The organism is Asticcacaulis taihuensis (genome assembly GCF_900100255.1).
In the GTDB taxonomy this organism is placed as follows: domain Bacteria; phylum Pseudomonadota; class Alphaproteobacteria; order Caulobacterales; family Caulobacteraceae; genus Asticcacaulis; species Asticcacaulis taihuensis.
Map to the genome: position 1 here is coordinate 1199553 of NZ_FMTS01000001.1, position 23371 is coordinate 1222923.

The following is a 23371-nucleotide window of genomic DNA, read 5'->3' on the forward strand; positions in this document are numbered from 1 at the left end:
AATGAAAGTTTTAGCCGCCCTTTCCGTGATTTTGCTGGCAGTTCCCGCCCTCGCAAATGCCCAGACCTCGCCCGCTCCGCTGGTGTTGAAATCCAGCGTCACCGATGGCGACGGCCGCATCACGCTCGGCGACGTGTTCGACAATGCCGGCCAGGCGTCGGACGTTCTGCTCGGCTACCGCCAGGGCTCCACTGCCGTGCTCGATGCCGCCATCGTCCAGTCGATCGCCGCGCGCAATGGCGCCTACTGGGACAATGCCCGCGGCCTGCGTCGCATCATTGTGGCTGCCGGTCCGGAAACCAGTTCAGGAAACGTATCTGGCAATGCCCAGCAACTGGCCACCATCACCGGCACGCAAAGCCCGGCGAACTGGGGACAACCGGCCCTGAGCGGTCCGGTTGCCGTAAAGCGTTCGGAAATGGTTTCCGTCACCTGGACGCAGAATGGCCTCAGCCTCACCCTCTCCGGTCCGGCGCAAAAGGACGGCGCGATTGGCGATGTCATCCAGGTGCAGAACCCGTCGTCGAAGAAGATGATCGACGCCGTGGTCACCGGCCCCGGCCGCGCCGTTTCCGGCCAGGCTGCCACCCAGATCCGCAATCAAACATTCCTCTCTTCCCGTTAATTTTGGGCGTTAAGTCCTGAAGGCTCCCCTATGTCCAGACTCCTACTTGCCGCTCCCGCCCTGCTCGCCGGTCTAGTCGTCCTCAGCGGGTGCGGCTCCGTCCGCGAAGCTGTCAACGGCCCCAACCTGACCCCGATGGCCTATCCCTCCGCCCTGGTGCCTTCCGAACAGGCCATTGCCTATCCGCAGGCCAACAATACGCCGGCCTCCAGCAATTCGCTGTGGCGTGTCGGCGCCCGCACCTTCTTTAATGACCAGCGCGCCCGCGCCGTTGGCGATATCGTCACCGTCCAGGTCGATATCAATGACAGCGCCCAGACCAGCAACGCCACCGATCGCTCGCGCACCAACGATTTCAATGCCGCCACGCCTTCCGTGTTCGGGCTGGAATCCTCGCTCGGCAAGATTCTCCCTGGTGCCTACAATCCGGCCAAGGCGCTCGGCAATTCGAGCGATTCCAGTTCGACCGGGGCCGGCTCGGTCAAGCGGGCGGAAAAAATTTCCGTCACCGTCGCCGCCATCGTCACCGGCGTCCTGCCTAACGGCAACCTGATCATCCAGGGCACGCAGGAGGTTCGCACCAACCGCGAAGTCCGCGTCCTGACCGTTTCCGGCATCGCCCGCCCGGAAGATATTTCCTCGACCAACGCCATCAAGCACACGCAACTGGCCGAGGCGCGCATCTCCTACGGCGGTCGCGGCGACATCACCAATATGCAGAAGCCGCCCGCCGCTCAGGCTCTGATGGAAAAATATTCGCCGTTTTAAAGTCTATGTTGAGACTTATCGACTAGAAGTGGCGGTCAGGTTTCCCTGATCGCCACTAGGTCTTATGTCCGTTTCGTCTTCTCGTCTGACAAGCCAGTCCCTCGACCAACCAGAAGCTGCGGCGGGCCTGGCAAAGGCGATCCTCTACGCCGAAGTGGCGCTGACCATCTTCTGCCTCCTGATGTTCTCAAATGCCCTGATCGGGCCGCTGTTCGCGCCGCAAACGCTTGATGCCGCCGCGGCCGAAAGCGATTCCGCCATCCTGCGGGTGATGTGGCTGCCCGTTTATGCCGTGACACTGCTGCTCATCGGCTTTCGTGTTACCCGCCTGATGCGCATCCTGCCGGCCCTGTTCATGACCGGCCTGCTGGTGGGGCTGTGCTTTGCCTCCAGCTACTGGTCGATCGCGACGGACATCACAATCCGGCGCACCATCGCCGTGGCCGTAACCTCATTGTTCGGCCTCTATCTCGCCGCCCGCTATAAGGGCGAAGATTTGGTGCAGATCATCGCATTCAGCTTCGCCATCCTGGCAGCCGGCAGCTATTTTGTCTGCCTCTTTGTGCCGCATCTCGGCATCCATGACGATATCAATGCCGGCGCCTGGAAGGGCCTGTGGTACGAAAAGAACCAGATGGCGGCCATGATGGTTCTGGGCTTCATCGCGTCCTGCGCCTCCGCCTATATCGCGCCCGAACGCCGCAAGGCATGGATCGGACTGGCGGTGACGATCTTCCTGTTGGTGGTCCTGTCGCGCTCCAAGACCTCTCTGCTCGCCTGTCTGGCCAGCACCGGCGCATTCCCTGTGCTGACGGCCCTGCAGCGCGGCGGCGTGCGCAGCATCCTCTTCACCTGGCTAGCGGCAACGGCGGCCCTGATCGGGGGCGCCCTGTTCTATATCGCCCCCGATATGATCTTCAAATTGCTCGGCAAGGATCCGACCCTGACCGGCCGCACCGAAATCTGGGCCTCGCTGATGCGCCTGTCTGACAAGCACCCCTGGCTGGGTTATGGTTATAAGGCGTTCTGGACCCCGACCTCGGTGCCCGCCTCGGTGGTACGCGCCGAAACCCATTGGGATGTGCCTTCGGCGCATAATGGCTGGCTCGACTTGCTGATCCAGTTGGGCTGGGTCGGCATAATCCTGTTCGGCGCCGTTCTGGCGATCGGCGTCTTCTGCGCGCTCTTCCGCTTTGCCCGCGTGAAGGACGGCTTCTTTTCGGTGCTGATCCTGCTGCTGTTCAGCTTCCTCATCCTGTCGGAAAGCTTTATCCTGTCGCAGAATTCGCTGATCTGGGCCTTATTCGTCTGCGCACTGGCCCGGCTCACGGCCAACGAGGTCGAGACTTAAGCGTCGGTGCCGACCGCTTCTGTGAGCGAGCGGAAACCGTCCGCTTTGAGGCGCAGAACCAGATCGCGGCGGATCCTGTCAGCGAGGCGTGGCCCCGTATAGACCAGTGCCGAATAAAGCTGGACCAGCGAAGCCCCGGCCCTGATCTTGGCATAGGCTTGCGCGCCGTTCGAGACACCGCCGGCGCCGATCAGGGTCAGCTTGCCGGCGGAAGCTGCCCGCGCCGTCTTCAGTGCCCGCGTCGATAATTCAAACAGGGGCGCACCCGACAGGCCGCCAGATTCCACCGCCAGCGCGGAAACCAACCCATCGCGCGACAGGGTAGTGTTGGAAACGATCAGTCCATCCAGCCTGTGATCGAGCGTCGAGGTCACCGTATCGGCGATTTCCGCCTCGGTCAGGTCTGGCGCGATCTTGAGGAAGATCGGGCAGTTGCTGCCGGAGACCTTCACCAGCGCCGCACGGGTTTCCGCCATCTGGCCCAGCAGGTCATCGAGATAGGACTTGCCCTGAAGCGCGCGCAGCCCCGGCGTATTGGGCGAAGAAATATTGATAGTGAAGTAACTACCTTGGCCCCACAGGCGTTTCAGCCCGGTGACATAATCGGCCATGCGGTCGGTGGCGTCCTTGTTGGCGCCGATATTGAGCCCGATCACCGCGCCCTTCCGGTGCGCATTGATATGCTCCAGATGACGCAGGAAGACGTCGAGTCCCTTGTTGTTAAAGCCCATACGGTTGATCACCGCCTGGTCTTCACTCAGCCGGAACAGTCGCGGCTTCGGATTGCCGTCCTGCGGCAGGGGCGTGACCGTACCGCATTCGGCAAACCCGAAACCGGCGCGCACCATGGCCAGCGGCACGTCAGCATTTTTATCGAAGCCGGCCGCCAGTCCGATACAGTTAGGGAAGCGCAAGGTGCCGCCTTCATAGGGCACATCAACGGCCAGTTGCGGCGTATTCAGGCGCGATACCGGTCCCAAGCCAGCCTTGAGCAGCAGGATAGTCAGGCTATGCGCGTCTTCGGGCGGCAAAATATGCAGGGCGCGAGTGGCAAGACCGTAGATCATTTGGCTAAATACAGTCCATCATAGATCGGCCGTCCGGCGGCATCGACCTCGAACACCGCGGCCGTTGCAGTGGGGTAATTGCCGCGCACCTTGTCGGTAATCTCCGGTCCTGCCGCGCCTTCAAACAGATACTCAGCCACCAGATACTGCACGCCCGGATTATGCCCTACCACCAGCACGCACTGGCCATCGTCCTCATGCGCCTCTATGGCACGCCGCAGCGCTTCGGAGCCGGCATTATAGAAGTCCTTCGAGACGAGCGCCGGAATATCGCCCATCACGGCCTTCACGGCCTCAAACGTGCCCCGTGTGCGCGCCGCGCTGGAAACCAGGGCAAAATCGGGCTTCAAACCATAGGCTTTCAGCGCCTCAGCGACGCTTTTGGCCTCTGCCTGGCCACGATCCGCCAGCGTTCGGTCGAAATCCTCACCGGATTCGGCGTCTTTTTCCGCCTTGCCGTGGCGCATAATGATCAGGTGTTTCATGCTTTCCCTATGGCGCAGAATCTGACCGAGGGTCAAGCCAGCTCACGCGTGACTGGCGCATGATCGCGTGAGGTCGGCACCGGCTGCTGTGCCGGAGTCAGCACACCCCGCAACTCCTGCAGGATCGACTTCTGCGGTCGCGCGGTATGGGCGATGAACGGCCGACGCCCCGCCTCCATCAGGATCAGCCCGCCGGTGATCGGCCACATGCGCGGCAGAATATTTTCCAACGCCCCCGACCAGCGCAGGAAAGGACTGAAAGGCGGGGCATAAAGCGCATAGGACCAGGCGAGTGGTTCCAGTTCGGCATCACGCAGCGCGGCTTCAAGCTGCATACGGCTATAGGGCTGCCCATAGCCAAAGGGGGTTTTTTCCGCATGAGCCCAGAAGCCGCCCCGTGCCGCCACGCCCAGGATCAGCCGGCCATTGGGCGCCAACAGGCGCGAGGCTTCCAGCAGCAGCCCTTGGGGAACAGGCGATTCTTCCAGCGCGTGGACCATCAGGATGCGGTCGAAAAGGGCCGTCGGAAACGGCAGGGCCTCCTCTTCGACCAGAACCGAGCGGACGCGCATATCGGCCGGCCAGATTTCCGCGCCTTGCGAGGCGGGCATGGCCGAAAGCACGCGCCGGGCTTCGTTGAACCGGTCAAGATAGGGCGTGCAGTAACCGATGCCGAGTACATCCAGCCCCCGCACATCCGGCCAGGCTTCACCCAGTTTGCGATCGATCAGGCGCCTGGCCGCAGCGCCTTCTGGCGACTGGTAAAAGCGGTTGAGATCTTCGACCGGACGACGCAACGGGGTTCCTTTGGCTCTGGCAAGTCCTATATAGGTTAGAACATCCAGTTTATCAGGGCGACTCCTAAGATGGGCCTAAAGGTCGATATCTTCCCCGCATTGCAGGACAATTACGGCTTTATCCTTCAGGATGAGGCGTCAGGTCGGGTGGCCATCATCGATGCGCCTGAGCCGCGCGCCATCACGGAAAGGCTGTCCGCGCTGGGGCTGAACCGGCTCGACTATATCCTCAATACCCATTGGCACCCGGATCACGCCGGCGGCAATGCCCTGTTGAAAAAGCGCTATGATGCTGAGATTTACGGCCCGCATGAAGTGACGCGGATCGCACCGCTCGATCATGTGCTGACACCCGGCGTTGTCTTCCGGCTCGGCGAAACCGTGCTGGAGGTGATCGATCTCGGCGGTCATACGCTTGGCCATATCGGCTATTATGATCGCTCCGGCGGTCAGGCTTTCGTGGCGGATACGATCTTTCCCCTCGGCTGCGGGCGCCTGTTCGAGGGCACACAGGAGCAGATGTGGGGCGCGCTGAAACGTATTGCCGAGCTTCCGGACGACACCATCCTCTACAGCGCCCATGAATATACGCTGTCCAATCTGAAATTCGCCGAGAGTCTGGGGGCAGACCTCGCCCTCTCGGAACGTGGCGCGAAAATTCGGGTCATGCGCGAACGCGGCGAAGCGACCGTGCCTTCGACCGTGGCCGAGGAAAAGGCAACCAATCCGTTCCTGGTCTATCCGCTACAGGAAAAGGATTTTGCCGCTCAGGCCGCGAAATTCGGCGAATTGCGCCGGGCGAAGGACCAGTTCTAAGGGTATTGGAATACACCTGAGAACAAAATCACTAAAGCGCCTACGACGAAAACCAAAAAGATAACCGTCTTGATCAGCATGTGAGCGAGAGCACCGCTGATACGTCCATTTGACCTGTTGGCCATCAGTATGTCTGGTACTCTCAAGACATAATATGCAGAAGAGAAATAAAGTGCGACACATAATGCAAAAAAGACTGCTCCAGCGTCGTTCGCCAATGAAGCGACAACTTTATTAAAATACAGAGCTACAGTTTCCATGGGAAATGCCCGCAGTTGCGACACGCTTTAGGCCCAGGAAGTTGTCTTTGTATAAGCCAGTTCGGAAACAAGTCTGTTCCACATTTTGGACAGAGATAGCGCGGGACCAGCCAAAATAACCCGATCACCTGAATTGCAAAAAAGACCAGCAAAACAATTGCAGGAATCTTAGCCAAGGTCAGGCCATAAACCAGCCAGGCTGCAAGAATGCCAATAATCGCGATCCCGAAGATAGCGAGAATAAACCGGAAATAGCTGTAAGTTTTCATTTCGTCCCCCTGCCATAACATAGCACCGGGGAGCCAAATTACAAACTAGCGTCTGGCCGTGCTGCCGACCGGAACCGAGGTCACAACGACATTGAGGATGCGGCGCGAAGACGGACGGCCGCTCCAGTCGCCGCGCGAGACATCAAGTTTGAGCACCAGCACGCCGTTTTGTACGGTGGCGCTGGGCGGACGGCCTTCGATGAACTGCACCCCGCGCAAGGGCGCCATGATCTGCTTGCCGCGCGGCTGCTGGGAAGCCTGGACGAGGGCTTCGGCGGCCACGCCGGCGGCATCGGCATAGAGAAAATCAGCGCCCGGCGTCACATCGGGGGCATCGAAACCGATGGTGCGGCCGACCGCCAGACTGACGCGGCGGCTGGCATGGACCAGGGACTGGAACAGCAGGCTGGGCGACATACGCCCCGGCGTAAAGGCATCGGCCTTGCCGGTGACGGCGACGGGATCGCCCATCGGCCGGTCATCGCTGAACAGGATCATGCCGCCCCAGCGGGTCGATTTCAGGACGGATTCACCGACATCGTTCTTGTAGATGACATCGCCTTTCGGCCCTTGAGTCGGCGTCAGCAACCAGACCTCATCATCGCCGTCGAAGCGCATCAGGCTGCGGCTGCCGGATTCATCGAGGATAAAGCCTTGGCCGTCTTCGGAGGTGAAATGCGCCACAGGCGGGCGGCTGGCGGAACGGTTGTCATCGGCCTTCTTGCCGAACATGGCTTCCTTGAGCGAGCGCGGTCCGTCGGCCAGTGCTGTCCCTGCTTCCGCCAGGCAGAACAGGAGCATCAATGCGGCCAGAAACTGTGCCAGAGATCGGGCCAGAGGATGTGCCAGGGTCTTGTTCATTGGGCGAAGACTTACCGGCCGACTTGGGCAGATTTAAGACGCCAAACCAATTTAGACCGCCTCAATGCGGGCGCAAAAAAGGCGCGGACACCACTACCCCGCGCCTCTTAATTATATGCAGGCTAAGTCGCTCTGGTGAGGCGAAAAATGCTGGCGTTTGAGCACTCGCCGCGACGTGTACGCTTGTACACGAGCAAGAGCGCGCAAAACGACGGCGTTTTGCAGCCCACCAGAGTAGACTTAGAGCATGTGTTGGCCGCCATTGACGGCGATAGTGGCCCCCGTGATGAAGCTGGCCATGTCCGAAGCCAGGAAGGCGCAGATTTCGGCGACTTCTTCCGGCGTGCCGAGACGGCCGACCGGAATGCCAGCCACGATCTTTTCGAGCACGGCAGGGGCAATCGCCGAGACCATTTCGGTCGAGGTATAGCCCGGCGCCACACAGTTGACCGTGATGCCCTTATTGGCCGATTCCATCGCCAGCGCCTTGGTGAAGCCGATCATGCCGGCCTTGGCGGCGGAATAGTTGGTCTGGCCGGCCTGGCCTTTCTGACCGTTGATCGAGGAGATATTGATGATACGGCCGTAACCGCGCTCGCGCATCCCTTCGATCACCTGACGCGTCATGTTAAAGACGCTGTCCATATTGGTGTGGATGACTTCCTGCCACTGCTCCAGCGACATTTTATGGAAGAAGCCGTCACGCGTGATGCCGGCATTATTGACCAGCACCTCGATCGGCCCCAGGGCGGCCTCGACTTCCTGGGCACAGCGCTTACAGTCATAGAAGTTATCGACGCTGCCCTTAACGATGAAAACGCCCAGCTCCTCAGCCACGCGCTTGGCGTTTTCCTCATTACCGGCATAACCGGCAGCGACCGTCAGGCCGGCATCTTTCAGGCGCTTGACAATGGCCTTGCCAATACCGCGCGTACCACCGGTAACCAGTGCAACTCTGCTCATAGATATTCTCCCTCGAAAAACTTTTAGCCTCACAACATCTGCGCCGTGGCATAAGCCGGGCCGACGAGGCGAAAATGGTTAGCTTTCATGACCCGGAGCGCAGCGTACTTGAGTACGTGAGCACCGGAAGCATGAAAGATGACGATTTGCAGCCCGGCGGAGCGAGCTTAGGCCTCGACGCAGAGGGCGACGCCCATACCACCGCCTATGCACAGTGTGGCCACGCCCTTTTTCGCGCCCGAACGCTGCATTTCAAACAGCAGGGTGGTCAGGATACGGGCGCCGGAAGCCCCGATCGGATGGCCGATGGCGATGGCGCCACCATTGACGTTGACCTTGCTGAGATCCCAGCCAAGTTCGCGGTTGACGCTGATGGCCTGGGCGGCAAAGGCTTCATTGGCCTCGATCAGGTCGAGATCACCAATCGACCAGTTGGCCTTCTTGAGCGCCTTCTGCACGGCCTGGATCGGACCGGTGCCCATGATCGCCGGATCGACGCCGGAAATGCCCGATGAGACGATACGGGCCAGCGGCTTCAGACCGCGCTTGTCAGCCTCGGCGCGCGACATCAGCACCACGGCGGCCGCGCCATCGTTCAGGCCGGAGGCGTTGGCGGCGGTGACAGTGCCTTCCTTGGAGAAGGCCGGACGCAGGCCGGAAATGCCGTCGATGGTTACGCCGTGACGGATGAACTCGTCCTTGTCGAACACCACATCGCCCTTGCGGCCCTTGATGATGTAGGGGGCGATTTCAGCATCGAATTTGCCGGCCTTCTGGGCGGCCTCGGCCTTGTTCTGCGAGGCGACCGCGAACTCATCCTGCTCCTGGCGGCTGATGCCGAACTTGGTGGCGATGTTTTCGGCGGTGGTGCCCATGTGGTAGTTGTTGAAGGCATCCCACAGGCCGTCCTTGATCATGGTATCGACCATAGAGAGGTCGCCCATCTTCTGGCCGGCACGGATATAGGCGGCGTGGGTAGCCATGGACATGCTTTCCTGACCACCGGCCACGACGATGGCGCTGTCACCAAGCGCCACCTGTTGAGCGCCCAGGGCCACAGCGCGCAGGCCAGAACCGCAGATCTGATTGATCGACCAGGCGGGGGAATCGTAAGGAATGCCAGCCTTTACCGAAGCCTGGCGCGCCGGCCCCTGGCCTTGGGCCGCCTGAAGCACCTGGCCGAGAATGACTTCGTTGACGTCGGAAGCCTGCAAGCCGGCCCGCTCAACGGCCGCCTTGATGGCATGGGCGCCCAGGTCATGTGCCGGCACGGCACCTAAACTGCCGAGGAAGGAACCCACCGGTGTGCGGGCGGCGGAGACGATAACGACTTCATTGACGGACATTCCGGACTTCCCTTGTAGACTGTATACACCAAAAAAGACTTGTGTAACCGCGACTTAAGCCACCTGAGGGGCGAAATCAAGTTACGCCGTTATCCTTGCGCCTGAACACTGGTTTCAGTTTATGACGGCATTCGTGCCCTATCGTGATGCGCGCGTCACGTCCAAAATCCGGTCCGGCCGCCGCCATCTATTCAACTTTTTGTGCGCAGCATCACCCGCAATAGGACTTGCATGGAAATTGCGCAGGACACAATAATGAAAGCCTTGAAAAGAAAGGATTTGCGCCATTTTCATACCGCCTCTTTACGCAAAGGCAAAAAAGCGCTTATGTTGTAGGTGCGAAATAAACGCAGACCCGATCAATCGGGCGCACTAATCTCAAGGATAGAGTACAGGAGAAACTGCTCAGATGGCCGAAACAAAGACACGGGCAAAGCGTGGTGAGGGCGACCGCGTCATCATCAAGAAATACGCCAATCGGCGTTTATACAATACGGCCACCAGTTCATATGTGACGCTGGACAACCTGTCCGACATGGTACGGGAAGGCGTCGATTTCGTGGTCTTCGATGCCAAGTCCGGTGATGACATTACCCGTGGCGTCCTGGCCCAGATCATTTTTGAAGAAGAGAGCCGCGGCCAGAACCTGCTGCCGATCCAGTTCCTGCGCCAGCTCATTGGTTTTTACGGTGATAGTATGCAGAACCTGCTGCCCACCTATCTGGAGATGTCGCTGGATGGCTTCGCCAAGCAGCAGGAGCGCTTCCGCTCGCAGTTTTCGCAAGCCTTTGGGGCCGCGCCGGGCATCGGGTTCTTCGACGAGCAGGTGTCGCAAAACCTGGCTATGTTCGACCGCGCCATGCGTATGTTCTCACCCTTCTCGTTTGCCAATACGGGTGCGGCGGGCCAGGCAGCCCCTGCCGCCGAGCCAGCGCCTGAAAGCGCAAAGCCGGAAACCGACCAGGTCCGCGAACTGCGCGAACAGATGGAAGCCATGAAGGCACAGATCGACCGTCTGGCCCAAAAGGGATAACAGGATCGGGCGGCTATCTGAGCGGTAGCCGCCCCGTTTTCTAATGTTTTAACGCATACGGGTTATAGTGGCGGACATGAGCGGAAATCTGCCTCCCAATAACCTGCCCGTACCTGTCGGCCCCGTCATTGACCAGGGGGCGAAGGAAGCGCCGTACCGGAAGCGGAAAGCCTCAACAGACGCGAATGACGCCAGCTATGCCGCCCAGCTTTTGAGCGGCGGCGAAAAGCGCGGCCTGCGCGGTGGGCCGGAAACGCTCGATCGGGCAAAATCGACCTATCTCAAGTCGGAATATTCCGGCCCGAATGACCGCAGACCGGCGCCCGGCCGCGTGACAAAGACTGAAATATAGAGCGTTTTCCGATCTGATTGGGTCAGATCGGCGCTCTAATTTTTTGCTTTTACGCACTTTTTAATCCGAAACGTAGTTCGGCGAAGCCAAAAGTGCGTCACACTTTTCGGAAAGTGCTCTAACAGAAAATTCGCGGCACACTTATTGCAGCCGATCAGGTTCCTTTACCTTGGAGCCTTGCGTGCTGTCTCTTGTCAAAGCCCATAAAACCCGTCCGGTCTGGACGCGCTACGCCACGCGCGCCTTCGATATTTTCGCTGTGACACTCATTTTTGCAGTGTTTGGATAACGAAAACCCGCCGGCATCACAGGCGGGTTTACGATCCAAAAACTCCAGGCTCAATGCCCGAAGTCGATATCCTTGCGGGCCGAAACCGCCGTCACGATAAAGCCGGCCAGCACGTCCATCAGCGTCATGAAGGTCAGCAGGAAAAAGGCCGAGGTAGCGAACGGCCGAAACAGCAGGAATTCCACCAGGCAGACAATGAACAGAACCATCGACAGCGAGTGATTGACGATGGCCACCTTGTCCGACTTGGTCGATTTCAGCAGTTCGAAGAAGAGGCAGATCAGCGCGCCGAACAGGATCACATCGCCGACATTGACCGACCAGTGCGTGCCGGTGGAAGGCATGGGCAGGTTGAAAAGCACCTGCGTCACGGCATTATAGGCCGCTTCATCGCTGCCGCCGAGCGAGAACAGGGCCAGGATGTTGTAGACAATGAAGGGTATGACGAGTAGCGGAAACGCGGTAATCAAGCTGAACCCCCTTTGATGATTATCAGCAGGCTGCTGGTCGTACATGCCGATGGCCGCTTCCTTGGCGATAAGATCACGATCGATAGCCATGAAAAACCCGCTCCTGAGCCGTCGCCTATCGCTCGCTTTCGGTCACCTTGCCGGGCTGGCGTAAACGACTGTTTAACCACATTACACCGGGGAGGTCGGAAAGCGCTACAGCTAAACGTCCGATATTGGTATATTTGGACTGACCTGTGGTACGCAGGCGATCATCCACCGGCTCGAATAAGATTTCAAAGCCTTCCCGCGTCACCAGTGACGGCAGGTAGCGGTGCATCTGGTCGAAATAGGGCAGGCGCAAGAAGACCTCTCTACGCAAGGCCTTCAGGCCGCAGCCGGTATCGTCGGCCTTGTCATTGAGCATCGCCTTGCGGATGCGGTTGGCCCAGCGCGAGGCCACGCGCTTGGATGACGTATCCTGACGGTTACGGCGCTGTCCGGCCACCATGCCGACGGTTTCCGGTGCATCGCGCAGGATCTGCGACATGCGGGCCGCATCGGCGGCCGGATTCTGGCCGTCACCATCGAGAGTTACAACCAACGGCGCCCTGGCAGCCAAGATGCCGGTGCGCATGGCGCCGCTCTTACCGACATTGTTTTCATGGCGCAGCACGCGCAGCGACGGAATGTCGCCTTGCGCCGCCACAAGGCGCGCGTGGGTATCATCCGAACTGCGGTCATCGACAAAGATAATCTCGAAACCATCCGCCCCGAAGGTCGCCGTGAAAGCCGTCTCGATTTCCCTGGCGACTTGTACGGCCGCCCCTTCCTCATTATAGACGGGCACGACGGCTGAAACAATTAAAGGCATGATCCGAGCGGCTCGCTGTAGTGGGGGGACAAAGGATTGAAACCCATCGGGTTTTATGCCTCATAGACGGTTTATATTTAAGCGTAAATAGGGACCGCAATGGGTTCGATATCGGCGACCACACAAAATCTGTTGCAGTTCCTGCAGTCACACTTCGCCCAACTGGTCTCCAAAGGGCGGCGCGGACCACTGATCGCCGCCCTGCTGGCCATCGCCGTGGCCCTGCCCTGCGCTATGATGATGCCGCCGCTCGACCGCGATGAATCGCGCTTCATCCAGGCCTCGGCCCAGATGATCGAGACGCACGACTACATCAATATCAATGTCCAGGATGTGCCGCGCTACAAGAAGCCGGTCGGCATTCACTGGCTTCAGGTGGCGACGGTCAAGCTGACCTCCAGTGTAGCCAAACGCGATGTGCTGGCCTTCCGCTGGCCGTCGATCCTTGGGGCGGCGCTGGCCGCCTTCGCCTGCGCCTGGGGCGCCTCTTACGCTTTTGGCACGCGCGTCGGCACCAAGGCCGGCATTATTTTTGCCGTCACCTTCATGCTGTCGACCGAAGCCTTCATCGCCAAGACCGACGCCGTGCAGTGCGGCTTCATTACCCTGATGATGGCGGCGCTGGCGCAGATTTACCTGCGAACACGCGATCTCGGTAAGGACGATCCGCGCCCCAAGATGCCGTGGGTCAAGCTGATCTTCTGGCTGGGCCTGGCCGGCAGTATCATGATCAAGTTCATCATCGGCCCGATGATGCTGGCCACCACCCTGTTCACCCTGTGGGCGCTGGATCGCCGCATCCGCTGGGCGCGTAACCTCGGCTGGGGCTGGGGGCTGATTCTCGTCGCCCTGATCTGCGGCCCGTGGATCATGGCGATTACAGTCACCACCGATGGCCAGTTCTGGGTCGGCGCAGTCGGCAAGGATTTCGCTGACAAGCTGAAAGGCGGTTCGGAAGGCCATTTCATGTGGCCCGGTTATCATCTGGCGCTTTTACCGGTGACCATGTTCCCCGCGGCCTGGTTTCTGGGCGGCGCCCTGCAGACGGCGATTTCCCGACGCCATGAAGCCGCCATCCGCTTCGCCATCGCCTGGTTTGTGCCGGCCTTTCTGATCTTCGAACTCTCCCCCACCAAGCTGCCGCACTATACCCTGCCGACCTTCGCGGCCCTGGCTTGGCTGTGCGCCCTGTCGCTCGACCTCCCGCTGAAGCTGTGGGCGCGGATCGTCAATGTAGCCCTGGGCATCGTTGGCGGCCTGACCTTAAGCGCGCTCGCCATTGCCGGATACACGCTTTATGGCAATGGCGCCGCCTTCGTCTTCATGATCGCTGTTATCCTGTCCGCTGGCGTTCTTGGGAGCCTTGGCGGCTGGCTGATGTGGATCAACCGCCAGCGTACCGGGTTTGCCTTCATCCTGGCCGCTGGCATACTGGCCCACCTCAGCTTTGTCAGCGAACTGGCTCAGCTCAAGCCTCTCTGGATTTCCAAGCAACTGGAAGCCGCGCTGGTCTCCAATCATCTTGATCCGCGTCATGACCTGCGTACGCCTGGCCCGGTGGCCATCATAGGCTATTCCGAACCCAGTTTCGTCTTCGCCATGGGCACAAAGACCCAGTTGCTTAATGATGATGTGAAGGGCGCCGTTCGGGCCCTGCGCGAAGGCCGGCCTCTGTTCGTGGAATCACAATTTGAAAAAGCTTTCCAGGCCGAGGCGGCGGCGCAAGGTCTGATGCCACATGCCGTTACCCAGGTTAAAGGACATAATTACAATGGCCACGACCAGGCGCTGACGCTATACGATAACCCGCCCGAATGAGCCCTGCTCCCGTTTTTAGCCATGTTTTAATCCTGTACATTCAGCTAGCAAAGACTCTCCATGCTCCGTAAATGGATATCCAACCCAGAGTATCGAGTCATATCCACCCTGTATTTTTGTAAAAACATAGAAGAAAAAGGTCTGCCTTTCCGATTTCTGGCTCGTTATCTCTGGCGTCGTTACATTATCGGTGCGGGGCTCATGATTTCACCAAACGCCAAAATTGGCAAAAATCTGCATTTGCCGCACCCCATCGGGATCGTTATTAGTGAAGATGCCTGCCTGGGCGATGATGTAACCGTCTATCAGAACGTCACATTGGGCCGCAAAACGGCTGATTGCATGGGAGCGCCTATCATAGACAACAACGTAATCATTTATGCCGGGGCGGTCATTTTAGGATCGATTAAGATAGGCGCCGGTTCCGTTATCGGCGCCAATGCCGTCGTTACGCGCGACGTCCCTCCCGGGGTCATCCTGGCTGGCATACCGGCCAGGATTATATCCAGGATATAGCCTTTTGTGCTATTCTTCGTCGGCTTTCATCCGGGGACGGAATAGCGACCGCCCTATCGAAGTTGCGATGATCAGCGGTGCCAAAAAGCGCACATAGGCCATGCGCCAGAAGCCCTTGCCCTTGGCCCGCTTATTGAAATAATAGATCAGGCCATTACCCTTGTTGCGCTCAACGAACACCGGTTCTACCCGCGAGGTATGGCCTTCGTGGACCACCTCGGCGGTCGGGTGAAAAAGTACAGTTCCGCCCATGTCGCGCGCCCGCCAGCACAGGTCCACATCTTCGACATGTAGGAAGAAGTTACTGTCGAAACCCTTCAGTCGGCTGAAATCCGAACGCGACACCGCGAAACAGGCGCCAGAAATGGTCGGCACCGGCACCGGCGCTTCCGGCAGGGGCTGATCCTCCTGGTGAATTTCGTACTTGCGCCAGGCCGGCACATATTTGTGCAGTTGCAGCAGCGAAACCAGGGTGGTGAATGGTGTCACCTCACCGCGCCGTGCACCACGCTGTTCGGTCAGGTCCGGGTTGAGCAGGCGGGCGCCGACAATGCAGGGACCGTCGGGCGTCAGTTTTTTCCGGGCATTCGCGGCCATGACCAGCTTGCGCGGGCATTCCGGTTGCAGCAGCGCATCCGGATTGAGGAAAACCAGCCAGGGCTGGGTGGCAATATGCGCCCCCAGATTGGCCCCCTTGGCGAAACCGATATTGCCCTGCCCCTGGATCAGCAGGACATGGTCGTACTCTTCCTTTAGATCACGCAGCCAGTGTTCCACCTTCTCCGAACTGCCGTTGTCAATCAGTATGAACTGCTTGACACATGGGTCGTTGAGCACCCGATTAATGCTGTCAAAAAGCACACGGCCGGTATGAAAAACGACCATGATGACCGTGATGCCGTCCTTGTCGTCACAAGGTGCGATCTCGTTATGCTGCATGAAGTACTGCGCTTCGCTGGTGGCCAGCTTGCGCTCTTTAAGCATTTCGATGATGGACGGCGGCAGTGCGGTCATCAGGCTTCCTTTAGATCAGGCGGCGTGGCGTCTTCAGCCAGCTTCTTCACAGCATCAGTGATGCTGAGGATGGTCTGGCCTTCGGAACCGAGGAAGCGCAGGGCCACCTCGCCGGTTTCGGCTTCCTTGCGGCCGACAACGGCGATCACCGGCACCTTGGCCAGCGAGTGCTCACGGACCTTGTAGTTGATCTTCTCGTTGCGCAGATCCGCTTCGACGCGCAGACCGGCCTTGCGCAACGCCTCGACAACGCTCTCAGCATAGGGATTGGCGTCAGAAGTGATCGGCGCGACCACGACCTGGACCGGAGCCAGCCACAGCGGGAAGCGGCCGGCATAGTTTTCGATCATGATGCCGATAAAGCGCTCGAATGAGCCCAGGATGGCGCGGTGAAGCATGACCGGACGCTGGCGTGAGCCGTCTTCCGCCACATATTCGGCTTCCAGGCGTTCCGGCAGCACATAATCAAGCTGAAGCGTGCCGCAAGTCCACTCACGACCGATGGCATCCTTGACGATAAAGTCGAGCTTCGGCGCATAGAAGGCCCCGTCACCTTCCGCGATCACCGGTTCGACGCCGGCGGCGCGGGCGGCCTCGGCCAGCATACCCTCGGCCTTGTCCCAGAATTCATCCGAACCCGCGCGCGTTTCCGGGCGCGTCGCCAGGTTGATATAGGCGGTTTCCATGCCCAGATCGGCGTGGATCATCTTGGTCAGGCGAACGAACTTCTCCGTTTCCTCGACGATCTGGTCCTCGCGGCAGAAGATGTGGGCGTCGTCCTGGGTGAAGCCACGCACGCGCATCAGGCCGTGCAGCGAACCGGACGGCTCGTAGCGGTGGCAGGCGCCGAATTCGGCCATGCGCATGGGCAGTTCCTTGTAGGAACGCAGGCCGACCTTGAATATCTGGACGTGGCCGGGGCAGTTCATCGGCTTGAGCGACAGGGTCTCGCCTTCGACCGTCTCGCAGACGAACATATTCGGGCGATACTTTTCCCAGTGGCCCGACTTCTCCCAGAAGGTGCGGTCGAGCACCTGCGGCGTCTTGACCTCGACATAGCCGGCCGCATCAAGGCGGCGACGCATATAGGCTTCCAGCGTGCGCCAGAGCTGCCAGCCCTTGGGATGCCAGAAGACCATGCCGCGGCCTTCTTCCTGCATGTGAAAGAGGTCCATGGCGCGGCCGAGCTTACGGTGATCACGCTTCTCGGCTTCCTCGATGCGGTGGATATAGGCTTCGAGATCGGCTTCCGTGGCCCAGGCAGTGCCATATATACGCTGGAGCTGGGCGTTGTTGTGGTCACCCCGCCAGTAAGCGCCGGCCAGCTTGGTCAGCTTGAACGCCTTGCCGATGAATTTCGACGACGGCAGGTGCGGCCCGCGGCACAGGTCCTTCCAGGCGTCGCCGTGACGATACACGGTAATCGTTTCGGTGCCCGGCAGGTCACGGATGATCTCAGCTTTGTAAGATTCGCCGATACCTTCAAAATGTTTGATGGCGTCGTCGCGGTCCCAGACCTCGCGCACGATCTTTTCGTCGCGGTCGACGATTTCCTTCATCTTGGCTTCGATTTTGGCGAAGTCGTCCGTCGAGAACGGCTCATCGCGGGCAAAATCGTAATAGAAGCCGTCTTCGATCGATGGGCCGATGGTCACCTGCGTACCCGGAAACAGTTCCTGCACCGCCTCAGCCAGGATATGGGCCGTGTCGTGACGGATCACTTCGAGCGCCTCAGGGGCGTCGCGCGTCAAGATTTCCAATGCCCCCCCCTCTTCAAGCGGTCGATCCAAGTCCAATAACTCTCCGTCGAGTTTGATAAGGACTGCCTTCTTCGCCAGTGATTTTGACAGGCTTTCGGCAATGGCCCTGCCGGTGGTCCCCTTATCAAAGCTGCGAACGGCGCCATCGGGGAACGTCAAGTCTATCATCATCTTAGTCACTTTTAGCTGGCGACCTGTAGCCCTTACGGCGGGCTTCATCGCGCAATAATTTAAATAAGAATTCGATGTTGCCTTTTAAAAGCCACACCAAATCCGGCGCCGTGTGCCATCAAAAACACACTGACCTTACTCTTTACCCTCACGCGCATCTAAGTCCGAAAAGTGCGTCACACTTTCGGGATGCGCTCTGTCTTTGACGCGCACCTTAATCCGAAAAGTGCGTCACACTTTTCGGGATGCGCTCTATGTTTCCCTTCCCGGAACCGGATCATAGCCGGTGCCTCCCCCCGGACGGCAACGACAGATACGCTTTATACCCAGCCACGAACCTCTGACGGGTCCGTGTGTTATCAAGGCTTCGGCCATATATTCGGAACAGGTGGGCCGAAAGCGGCACGCCTGACCGATATAGGGCGACAGTGTGAGCTTGTAAGCCCGCAAGGCCGCGCGCACGGAACGTTCATAAAGAGCGGTCATGCGCAACCGAATGAAGAAAAAGCCTGACGGCGTCAACCCCCGCGACAAGCCCCCTCGTCCCGTATATTGAAAAGACATTCGCCCCGGTTGGCAAGCCATAAGCAAGCCCATACCAGTTTTAGTTTATTTCAGTGATGAAATAGCCGCACTGGTTGCCTCGAAGGCCAGAAGCGTCGAAGCGTGGCGTGCGGGGAAATCCTTTACGGATTCAAGAATTTGCAAATCTGCAAAGCGCTCCGGGAAAATTGCCGGCTCACCCTTGAGTAGAGCGCGCAATGCATCACGTGCCGCCAGTACCTCATCACCCGTGGCGCCGATGACATGTTGGCTCAAGATCGCCGCGCTGGCCTGCCCCAAGGCGCACGCCTGGACCTGCTGGGCAAAATCCGTCACCACGTTGCCCTCCATGTTGAGTTCCACATGGATGGTGCTGCCGCACAGTTTCGCCACCTTGTCGGCCACAGCCTGCGGATGCGCCAGATGACCGACGTGCTGCAACTGAGTCGTGCGGCGCAGGATTTCGCGGGAATAGAGGTCGTCGATCATGGCTACCAGATGGGGCCGGAACTGGGATAAGGCAAGCTTATTTCTTCTTGCCCCAGAAATGGGTGTTGAGCCATTTCGGCCGGGGCTTGTGCAGCGGGTCTTCCTTCGGCACCGGCGGCACAACAACCGAGGAGGCGTGCGGATTAGCGGCGTATCTCGCCTCGGCCCGCGCCTTCAGCGCCTCGCCGAAAGCGGCAAAACCGGTGCGGATATGTTCACGGTAGGCTTTTCCCTCACGCTCAGACAGAAAACCGTTGAAAAGGGCACCGATCGAGAAACTGCTGCCATATTCCGACAGCGCATCGAATTCGAAATAGCGGATCAGGCTGCCGGCATAGAAGGGCTTCGGCACCGAGATATGGATGTGCGACAGCGGCGTCCAGTCGGCGATCACGCCATTTGTTTCCCAGGTGCCCAGCCCTTCGAAATATTCTTCCAGATGCACCGGCGCGCCAAAATGCAGGTCGCCTTCGGCCTTTTTGTGGATAGGGCTCCATTCCGGCCAGGCATTGATATCGGCGATGACCTCATAGACATCATCAATCGGTGCGGCGATACCGACGCGTTTCTCGATCTTAAGCGCCATTACTTGCCCTTCACTTTCCAGGTCGCGCCATTGGGGCCGTCCATGACCTCGACATTGAGCGCATTGAGCGCGTCGCGGATGCGGTCCGATTCCGGCCAGTTCTTCGCCGCACGGGCCGTGGCGCGCTCGACCAGCAGGGCCTCGACCTGAGCGGTCAGATCGTCGGAAGCCCCGCCCCTGAACCAAGCTTCGGGGTCTTGCTGGAGAATGCCGAACACACCAGATACAATTTGAAGCGCTCGCAAGATAATACTTGTCGGCACCTCTCGATCATTGCCTTCATCCGCCCAACGAAACTCTCCACGAAGCGAATCTCGCAGCGCAAATAAAAGCCTTTTGGCTTCCGGAGTATTCAAATCATCTCGGAGCTCAGCAATAACACCCTCAGCAAGATTATTTGCTTCAACTTCAAGCGTCCGGTAATCGCTGACGATATGAAAATTACGCGCTTTCACATCGCGCATAAGCTGATACAAACTGTCTATTTCCTTACGACTCTGTTCCAGCAGTTCCGGCGTCCAGTTGAGCGGCGAACGATAATGTCCGCTCAGCAACGCCCAGCGGATAACCTCCCCCGGATAATCCTTGATCAGGTCATGCACCAGCACAACATTACCAAGGCTCTTGGACATCTTCTCGCCGGAAAAATCGAGGAAACCGTTGTGCATCCAGTATTTGGCATAGGCCGCCGGATCAGAATGGCCATGCGCGGCACAGGATTGCGCAATCTCATTGGTATGATGCGGGAAGATCAGATCCTGGCCGCCGCCGTGAATATCGATCGGCAACTGCAAAACCGCCTCGCTCATCGCCGAGCATTCGATATGCCAGCCCGGGCGCCCCGGCAAAGGTTTTCCAGTAGAAGGATTGGGCGGCCCCGGCCAGACCGGCTCACCCGGTTTGGACGGCTTCCACAGCACGAAATCGGCGGCATTGTCCTTGTTTTCCGCCACCTCAACGCGCGCGCCGGCGATCATGTCGTCCAGTGAGCGCTTGGCCAGCTTGCCATAGCGCCCCGAACCGGCATCATATTCAGCCACGCGAAACAGAACTTCCCCGTCATCCGTCACGTAAGCCGCGCCCCGCGCAATCAAATCCTCGATCATCGCCACCATGTCCGGCATGTGCTCCGTGGCGCGTGGCTGATAGGTCGGCGGCAGGGCGTTCAGCGCTGCCATGTCGGCATTATAAATGTCGGCGAACTTGTTGGTGATGACGGAGATATCGACGCCTTCGTCGATCGCCTTCTTGTTGATCTTGTCATCCACGTCCGTGATGTTGCGCGCATAGACAACCTTATCCTCGCCATAGAGATGGCGCAGCAGGCGGAAAAGCACATCAAACACAACGACCGGCCGCGCATTGCCGATATGAGCATAGTTATAAACGGTCGGCCCACAGACATACATCGTCACGCGATCGGGATTTGTCGGTTCAAACGGCACCTTCTGGCCGCTCAGCGTATCGTGTATGTGCAGTGTCATCAGTGTTTTGTGCAGATTTTCGGTTGTAATCAAAGGGCTCCCTCCCATATAGACACCGGCGAACCTTTGCACCACGGAAAATCTCGGCCGGAATGATCCAATTTCGGCGGAGGTGTAGTATAAGGGACTGCCTGCTGCGTGTTTCGGCTGCTGCCATCGTCTGGCGAAAGCTTCAAACATAAGGCCAAATGAGGGATGTCACGCGTCATTCCGGAACCGTCGTTCCGGCGCCACTCGGCCCTCGGGGAACTGTATTTATAATGGATAGCCTTGATCCTGTGTCGAACCTGACCTCCGCTGAAAACAGCCTGCTCAACACCTCCAAGCCCAAGAGCATCGTCACCTTCACCAACCGCCCATCGCGCGAGGAAGCCATGAAGGCTGTGAAGACACTGCTCGCCTGGGCCGGTGACGATCCCGAACGCGAGGGCCTGATCGATACGCCCAAGCGCGTGGTCGACGCCTATGAGGAATGGTTCCAGGGCTACCAGGCCGACCCGAAAAAGGAGCTGTCGCGCACCTTCGAGGACGTGCAGGGCTATGACGACATGGTCATGCTGCGCGAGATCGACGTCGAATCGCACTGCGAACACCATATGGCGCCCTTCCTCGGTAAGGCATGGGTCGCCTACATGCCGACCTCCAAGGTCGTCGGCATCTCCAAGATCGCCCGCGTCGTCGAAATTTTCGCCAAGCGCCTGCAAACCCAGGAAACCATGACCAAGCAGGTGGCCGACGCCATCGAGGAATCGCTGGCGCCGCTCGGCGTAGCGGTGATGATCGACGCGGAGCATCAGTGCATGAGCACCCGTGGCGTCCACCACAAGAACGTCACTACGGTCACCACCCGCTTTACCGGCGTGTTCAAAACCGATATCGCCCTTCAGGAACGCTTTATGCGCCTGACGCATAGGTAAGACTCCTCTCCTTTTTTTTCCGAGAAAGCGGCTCCGCTCCGGCAGGGCCGCTTTTTTTGCCTATCCGTCCGTACGCATTTTTTCACATACCTTGCTTTACAAAGTATAATGTAAAGCATAAATTATGGCCACGCAATGCCAAAAGGAGAGATAGTCATGGCCATCAAAATCGGAACCGGCGGTAGCAGCCGCTACACCATCGCGCAGAATGCCGATATCAATGTCACGCCGTTTGTCGATGTCATGCTGGTGCTGCTGATCATCTTCATGGTGTCGATTCCCGCGGCCACCGTCTCGATCAAGCTTGACCTGCCGCCGCCCCAACCGCAGGCCGGCCCCAAACGCCCTGACCCGGTTTTTATTTCGGTCATGGGGCCAGGCGATATCTACATTGGCGCCCGGAAGACCAGCATGGCAAATCTGATCGGCGACGTGGCCGCTGCCCTGCACATTTCAGACCCGGATACCCCGCTAAGCGAACAACGCATACTGGTGCGCGGCGACAAAGACATTGCCTATGCCGACTTCGTCCAGGTGATCAACCGGCTCCAGCAAAACGGCTACCTTAAGATCGGCCTGATCAACGAAGACATCGAATAGCGCCTCCCATGATTTGGGATAACGCCGGCCGCTTCGTAATTTCCAGCGTTTTGGCTTCCGCAAGAGACGCCGGAGATGAAATATTCTTAATGATGGGCCGGTTTGAATGCCTTTCAGGCTTTACTTTTGTCCGGGAGTTGTCCTAAATCGCTTCCGACCGGCAAAAGGCGGCGCATTCGATGCGCGGTCGCTGAGCCGATGGCATAATGTTCTTCCCCTGCGGGCTGTTCGCCTGCGGTGGCACAAAGGGAGTTAGACTATGGGCGCAAAGCTCGGCGGCGGCGGCGGTAGCCGGTATACCATCGCACAGAATTCGGACATCAACGTCACGCCTTTCGTCGACGTCATGCTCGTCCTGCTCATCATCTTCATGGTGTCCATCCCGGCCGCCACGGTGTCGATCAAGCTCGACCTGCCGCCTGCCAAGGCGCCCCCGACGAATGAAAAGCGCCCGGACCCGGTGTTCATCTCGATCATGGGCCCTGATGACATCTATATCGGGCCACAAAAGACCAGCATGGACCGCCTGATCGGCGACGTGGCTGCCGCCCTGCGCGTCACCGACCCGAACACCCCGCTCAGCGAACAGCGTGTTCTGGTTCGTGGCGACAAGGACATCACCTATGCCGACTTCGTCAAGGTGATCAACGAACTGCAGCAAAACGGCTATCTCAAGATCGGCCTGATCAACGAAGACATCGAATAGGTTTCGCTGCCGTTCTTGACGGATATGCAAAACACCGGAGCCTGACGGTTCCGGTGTTTTTGTTTTACACCTCCTCAGTTTACTGGGGAGGGGGACCGTCCGGCGCAACCCTTTGCGCGAATACGGATGGTGGTGGGGTTTCTTACTTTTTGACGGCCACAA

General features: G+C 58.9%; 26 protein-coding genes. 11 read left to right on the top strand and 15 right to left on the bottom strand.

Going from position 1 to position 23371, the window contains the following annotated elements:
- The first annotated feature begins 1 nt into the window (after window position 1).
- The 3 genes from flgA (at window position 2) to BLO49_RS05685 (ending at window position 2744) form a co-directional block, all read left to right on the top strand.
- Window positions 2–625 (top strand): flagellar basal body P-ring formation chaperone FlgA, encoded by a 624-nt coding sequence (gene flgA / locus BLO49_RS05675; protein ID WP_090645317.1) that lies wholly within the window; start codon window positions 2–4, stop codon window positions 623–625.
- Window positions 626–655: 30 nt separating this feature from the next.
- The gene (flgH, locus tag BLO49_RS05680) at window positions 656–1393 is read left to right on the top strand and encodes a flagellar basal body L-ring protein FlgH (RefSeq protein WP_090645320.1); all 738 of its coding nucleotides are present in this window, start codon (window positions 656–658) and stop codon (window positions 1391–1393) included.
- A gap of 64 nt (window positions 1394–1457) precedes the next feature.
- Entirely contained in the window at window positions 1458–2744 is a 1287-nt protein-coding gene (locus tag BLO49_RS05685; RefSeq protein ID WP_090645323.1) for an O-antigen ligase family protein, read from the top strand.
- Here BLO49_RS05685 and BLO49_RS05690 read toward each other — a convergent pair.
- Genes BLO49_RS05690 through BLO49_RS05700 form a run of 3 tightly spaced genes read right to left on the bottom strand, consistent with a single transcriptional unit; the run spans window position 2741 to window position 5093 of the window.
- Window positions 2741–3811, bottom strand: a complete 1071-nt coding sequence (locus tag BLO49_RS05690) for a quinone-dependent dihydroorotate dehydrogenase (RefSeq protein WP_090645327.1) — start codon at window positions 3809–3811, stop codon at window positions 2741–2743. The genes BLO49_RS05685 and BLO49_RS05690 overlap by 4 nt on opposite strands.
- The gene (locus tag BLO49_RS05695; protein WP_245678869.1) at window positions 3808–4296 is read right to left on the bottom strand and encodes a SixA phosphatase family protein; all 489 of its coding nucleotides are present in this window, start codon (window positions 4294–4296) and stop codon (window positions 3808–3810) included. The genes BLO49_RS05690 and BLO49_RS05695 overlap by 4 nt, the downstream gene beginning before the upstream one ends.
- Window positions 4297–4328: 32 nt before the next feature.
- Window positions 4329–5093, bottom strand: a complete 765-nt coding sequence (locus BLO49_RS05700; protein ID WP_090645330.1) for a class I SAM-dependent methyltransferase — start codon at window positions 5091–5093, stop codon at window positions 4329–4331.
- Window positions 5094–5162: 69 nt separating this feature from the next.
- Here BLO49_RS05700 and gloB point away from each other — a divergent pair, with 69 nt between their 5' ends.
- The gene (gene gloB, locus BLO49_RS05705; RefSeq protein WP_090645333.1) at window positions 5163–5909 is read left to right on the top strand and encodes a hydroxyacylglutathione hydrolase; all 747 of its coding nucleotides are present in this window, start codon (window positions 5163–5165) and stop codon (window positions 5907–5909) included.
- A 247-nt stretch (window positions 5910–6156) separates the two neighbouring features.
- Here the strand turns inward: gloB and BLO49_RS05710 are convergent, their stop codons facing one another.
- The 4 genes from BLO49_RS05710 to BLO49_RS05725 form a co-directional block, all read right to left on the bottom strand.
- Window positions 6157–6438 carry a hypothetical protein gene (locus BLO49_RS05710; RefSeq protein ID WP_090645336.1) on the bottom strand — a complete coding sequence of 94 codons (282 nt, stop codon included), beginning with the start codon at window positions 6436–6438 and terminating at the stop codon, window positions 6157–6159.
- 45 nt (window positions 6439–6483) lie between these two features.
- Window positions 6484–7299 carry a DUF4908 domain-containing protein gene (locus tag BLO49_RS05715; RefSeq protein ID WP_245678870.1) on the bottom strand — a complete coding sequence of 272 codons (816 nt, stop codon included), beginning with the start codon at window positions 7297–7299 and terminating at the stop codon, window positions 6484–6486.
- A gap of 240 nt (window positions 7300–7539) precedes the next feature.
- Window positions 7540–8262, bottom strand: coding sequence for an acetoacetyl-CoA reductase (gene phbB / locus BLO49_RS05720; protein ID WP_090645339.1), 723 nt, complete (start codon window positions 8260–8262; stop codon window positions 7540–7542).
- Between the two features lie 167 nt (window positions 8263–8429).
- Window positions 8430–9608 (bottom strand): acetyl-CoA C-acetyltransferase, encoded by a 1179-nt coding sequence (locus BLO49_RS05725; RefSeq protein WP_090645341.1) that lies wholly within the window; start codon window positions 9606–9608, stop codon window positions 8430–8432.
- Window positions 9609–10017: 409 nt separating this feature from the next.
- On the opposite strand from BLO49_RS05725, the gene phaR reads away from it, so the two are divergent.
- Complete coding sequence (gene phaR, locus BLO49_RS05730) at window positions 10018–10641, top strand: polyhydroxyalkanoate synthesis repressor PhaR (RefSeq protein ID WP_090645344.1); 624 nt, start codon at window positions 10018–10020, stop codon at window positions 10639–10641.
- A 76-nt stretch (window positions 10642–10717) separates the two neighbouring features.
- A complete protein-coding gene (locus tag BLO49_RS05735; protein WP_090645346.1) occupies window positions 10718–10993 on the top strand; it encodes a hypothetical protein in 276 nt (91 codons plus the stop codon).
- 339 nt (window positions 10994–11332) lie between these two features.
- On the opposite strand, the gene BLO49_RS05740 is transcribed toward BLO49_RS05735, so the two are convergent.
- Together BLO49_RS05740 and BLO49_RS05745 are read right to left on the bottom strand one after the other, a co-directional pair.
- On the bottom strand, window positions 11333–11842 hold the full coding sequence (locus tag BLO49_RS05740; protein ID WP_090645349.1) for a hypothetical protein: 510 nt from the start codon (window positions 11840–11842) through the stop codon (window positions 11333–11335).
- Between the two features lie 25 nt (window positions 11843–11867).
- Entirely contained in the window at window positions 11868–12605 is a 738-nt protein-coding gene (locus BLO49_RS05745; RefSeq protein ID WP_090645351.1) for a glycosyltransferase family 2 protein, read from the bottom strand.
- A 99-nt stretch (window positions 12606–12704) separates the two neighbouring features.
- On the opposite strand from BLO49_RS05745, the gene BLO49_RS05750 reads away from it, so the two are divergent.
- A complete protein-coding gene (locus BLO49_RS05750; protein ID WP_090645355.1) occupies window positions 12705–14423 on the top strand; it encodes an ArnT family glycosyltransferase in 1719 nt (572 codons plus the stop codon).
- A 60-nt stretch (window positions 14424–14483) separates the two neighbouring features.
- Window positions 14484–14939, top strand: a complete 456-nt coding sequence (locus BLO49_RS05755; protein WP_090645358.1) for a serine O-acetyltransferase — start codon at window positions 14484–14486, stop codon at window positions 14937–14939.
- Between the two features lie 9 nt (window positions 14940–14948).
- On the opposite strand, the gene BLO49_RS05760 is transcribed toward BLO49_RS05755, so the two are convergent.
- The 6 genes from BLO49_RS05760 to cysS all read right to left on the bottom strand — a co-directional run bounded on the left by BLO49_RS05760 (window position 14949) and on the right by cysS (window position 20986).
- Complete coding sequence (locus BLO49_RS05760; protein WP_090645361.1) at window positions 14949–15953, bottom strand: glycosyltransferase family 2 protein; 1005 nt, start codon at window positions 15951–15953, stop codon at window positions 14949–14951.
- Window positions 15953–17881, bottom strand: a complete 1929-nt coding sequence (thrS, locus tag BLO49_RS05765) for a threonine--tRNA ligase (protein WP_090646172.1) — start codon at window positions 17879–17881, stop codon at window positions 15953–15955. The genes BLO49_RS05760 and thrS overlap by 1 nt, the downstream gene beginning before the upstream one ends.
- A 255-nt stretch (window positions 17882–18136) precedes the next feature.
- Window positions 18137–18370: a membrane protein insertion efficiency factor YidD gene (gene yidD / locus BLO49_RS05770; RefSeq protein WP_090645363.1), complete on the bottom strand. Its 234-nt coding sequence runs from the start codon at window positions 18368–18370 to the stop codon at window positions 18137–18139.
- A 123-nt stretch (window positions 18371–18493) separates the two neighbouring features.
- Window positions 18494–18916 carry an iron-sulfur cluster assembly scaffold protein gene (locus tag BLO49_RS05775; protein ID WP_090645366.1) on the bottom strand — a complete coding sequence of 141 codons (423 nt, stop codon included), beginning with the start codon at window positions 18914–18916 and terminating at the stop codon, window positions 18494–18496.
- Window positions 18917–18953: 37 nt separating this feature from the next.
- Window positions 18954–19502, bottom strand: coding sequence for an SRPBCC domain-containing protein (locus BLO49_RS05780; RefSeq protein WP_090645369.1), 549 nt, complete (start codon window positions 19500–19502; stop codon window positions 18954–18956).
- Window positions 19502–20986 carry a cysteine--tRNA ligase gene (gene cysS / locus BLO49_RS05785; RefSeq protein ID WP_090646175.1) on the bottom strand — a complete coding sequence of 495 codons (1485 nt, stop codon included), beginning with the start codon at window positions 20984–20986 and terminating at the stop codon, window positions 19502–19504. Before cysS ends, BLO49_RS05780 begins: the two co-directional genes overlap by 1 nt.
- A gap of 260 nt (window positions 20987–21246) precedes the next feature.
- Between cysS and folE the strand changes: the two genes are divergently transcribed.
- From folE to BLO49_RS05800, 3 genes are all read left to right on the top strand, one after another.
- Complete coding sequence (folE, locus tag BLO49_RS05790) at window positions 21247–21903, top strand: GTP cyclohydrolase I FolE (RefSeq protein WP_090645372.1); 657 nt, start codon at window positions 21247–21249, stop codon at window positions 21901–21903.
- 156 nt (window positions 21904–22059) lie between these two features.
- Window positions 22060–22503, top strand: a complete 444-nt coding sequence (locus BLO49_RS05795; RefSeq protein ID WP_090645375.1) for a biopolymer transporter ExbD — start codon at window positions 22060–22062, stop codon at window positions 22501–22503.
- A gap of 259 nt (window positions 22504–22762) precedes the next feature.
- Window positions 22763–23209, top strand: coding sequence for a biopolymer transporter ExbD (locus BLO49_RS05800; RefSeq protein WP_090645379.1), 447 nt, complete (start codon window positions 22763–22765; stop codon window positions 23207–23209).
- The last annotated feature ends 162 nt before the right edge of the window (window positions 23210–23371 follow it).

Bases quoted from the DNA above. Each gene is read 5' to 3' on its own strand.
- flgA (WP_090645317.1), top strand. From the start codon at position 2: ATGAAAGTTTTAGCCGCCCTTTCCGTGATTTTGCTGGCAGTTCCCGCC.
- flgH (WP_090645320.1), top strand. From the start codon at position 656: ATGTCCAGACTCCTACTTGCCGCTCCCGCCCTGCTCGCCGGTCTAGTC.
- BLO49_RS05685 (WP_090645323.1), top strand. From the start codon at position 1,458: ATGTCCGTTTCGTCTTCTCGTCTGACAAGCCAGTCCCTCGACCAACCA.
- BLO49_RS05690 (WP_090645327.1), bottom strand. From the start codon at position 3,811: ATGATCTACGGTCTTGCCACTCGCGCCCTGCATATTTTGCCGCCCGAA.
- BLO49_RS05695 (WP_245678869.1), bottom strand. From the start codon at position 4,296: ATGAAACACCTGATCATTATGCGCCACGGCAAGGCGGAAAAAGACGCC.
- gloB (WP_090645333.1), top strand. From the start codon at position 5,163: ATGGGCCTAAAGGTCGATATCTTCCCCGCATTGCAGGACAATTACGGC.
- BLO49_RS05710 (WP_090645336.1), bottom strand. From the start codon at position 6,438: ATGAAAACTTACAGCTATTTCCGGTTTATTCTCGCTATCTTCGGGATC.
- BLO49_RS05715 (WP_245678870.1), bottom strand. From the start codon at position 7,299: ATGAACAAGACCCTGGCACATCCTCTGGCCCGATCTCTGGCACAGTTT.
- phbB (WP_090645339.1), bottom strand. From the start codon at position 8,262: ATGAGCAGAGTTGCACTGGTTACCGGTGGTACGCGCGGTATTGGCAAG.
- BLO49_RS05725 (WP_090645341.1), bottom strand. From the start codon at position 9,608: ATGTCCGTCAATGAAGTCGTTATCGTCTCCGCCGCCCGCACACCGGTG.
- phaR (WP_090645344.1), top strand. From the start codon at position 10,018: ATGGCCGAAACAAAGACACGGGCAAAGCGTGGTGAGGGCGACCGCGTC.
- BLO49_RS05735 (WP_090645346.1), top strand. From the start codon at position 10,718: ATGAGCGGAAATCTGCCTCCCAATAACCTGCCCGTACCTGTCGGCCCC.
- BLO49_RS05740 (WP_090645349.1), bottom strand. From the start codon at position 11,842: ATGGCTATCGATCGTGATCTTATCGCCAAGGAAGCGGCCATCGGCATG.
- BLO49_RS05745 (WP_090645351.1), bottom strand. From the start codon at position 12,605: ATGCCTTTAATTGTTTCAGCCGTCGTGCCCGTCTATAATGAGGAAGGG.
- BLO49_RS05750 (WP_090645355.1), top strand. From the start codon at position 12,705: ATGGGTTCGATATCGGCGACCACACAAAATCTGTTGCAGTTCCTGCAG.
- BLO49_RS05755 (WP_090645358.1), top strand. From the start codon at position 14,484: ATGCTCCGTAAATGGATATCCAACCCAGAGTATCGAGTCATATCCACC.
- BLO49_RS05760 (WP_090645361.1), bottom strand. From the start codon at position 15,953: ATGACCGCACTGCCGCCGTCCATCATCGAAATGCTTAAAGAGCGCAAG.
- thrS (WP_090646172.1), bottom strand. From the start codon at position 17,881: ATGATAGACTTGACGTTCCCCGATGGCGCCGTTCGCAGCTTTGATAAG.
- yidD (WP_090645363.1), bottom strand. From the start codon at position 18,370: ATGACCGCTCTTTATGAACGTTCCGTGCGCGCGGCCTTGCGGGCTTAC.
- BLO49_RS05775 (WP_090645366.1), bottom strand. From the start codon at position 18,916: ATGATCGACGACCTCTATTCCCGCGAAATCCTGCGCCGCACGACTCAG.
- BLO49_RS05780 (WP_090645369.1), bottom strand. From the start codon at position 19,502: ATGGCGCTTAAGATCGAGAAACGCGTCGGTATCGCCGCACCGATTGAT.
- cysS (WP_090646175.1), bottom strand. From the start codon at position 20,986: ATGACACTGCACATACACGATACGCTGAGCGGCCAGAAGGTGCCGTTT.
- folE (WP_090645372.1), top strand. From the start codon at position 21,247: ATGGATAGCCTTGATCCTGTGTCGAACCTGACCTCCGCTGAAAACAGC.
- BLO49_RS05795 (WP_090645375.1), top strand. From the start codon at position 22,060: ATGGCCATCAAAATCGGAACCGGCGGTAGCAGCCGCTACACCATCGCG.
- BLO49_RS05800 (WP_090645379.1), top strand. From the start codon at position 22,763: ATGGGCGCAAAGCTCGGCGGCGGCGGCGGTAGCCGGTATACCATCGCA.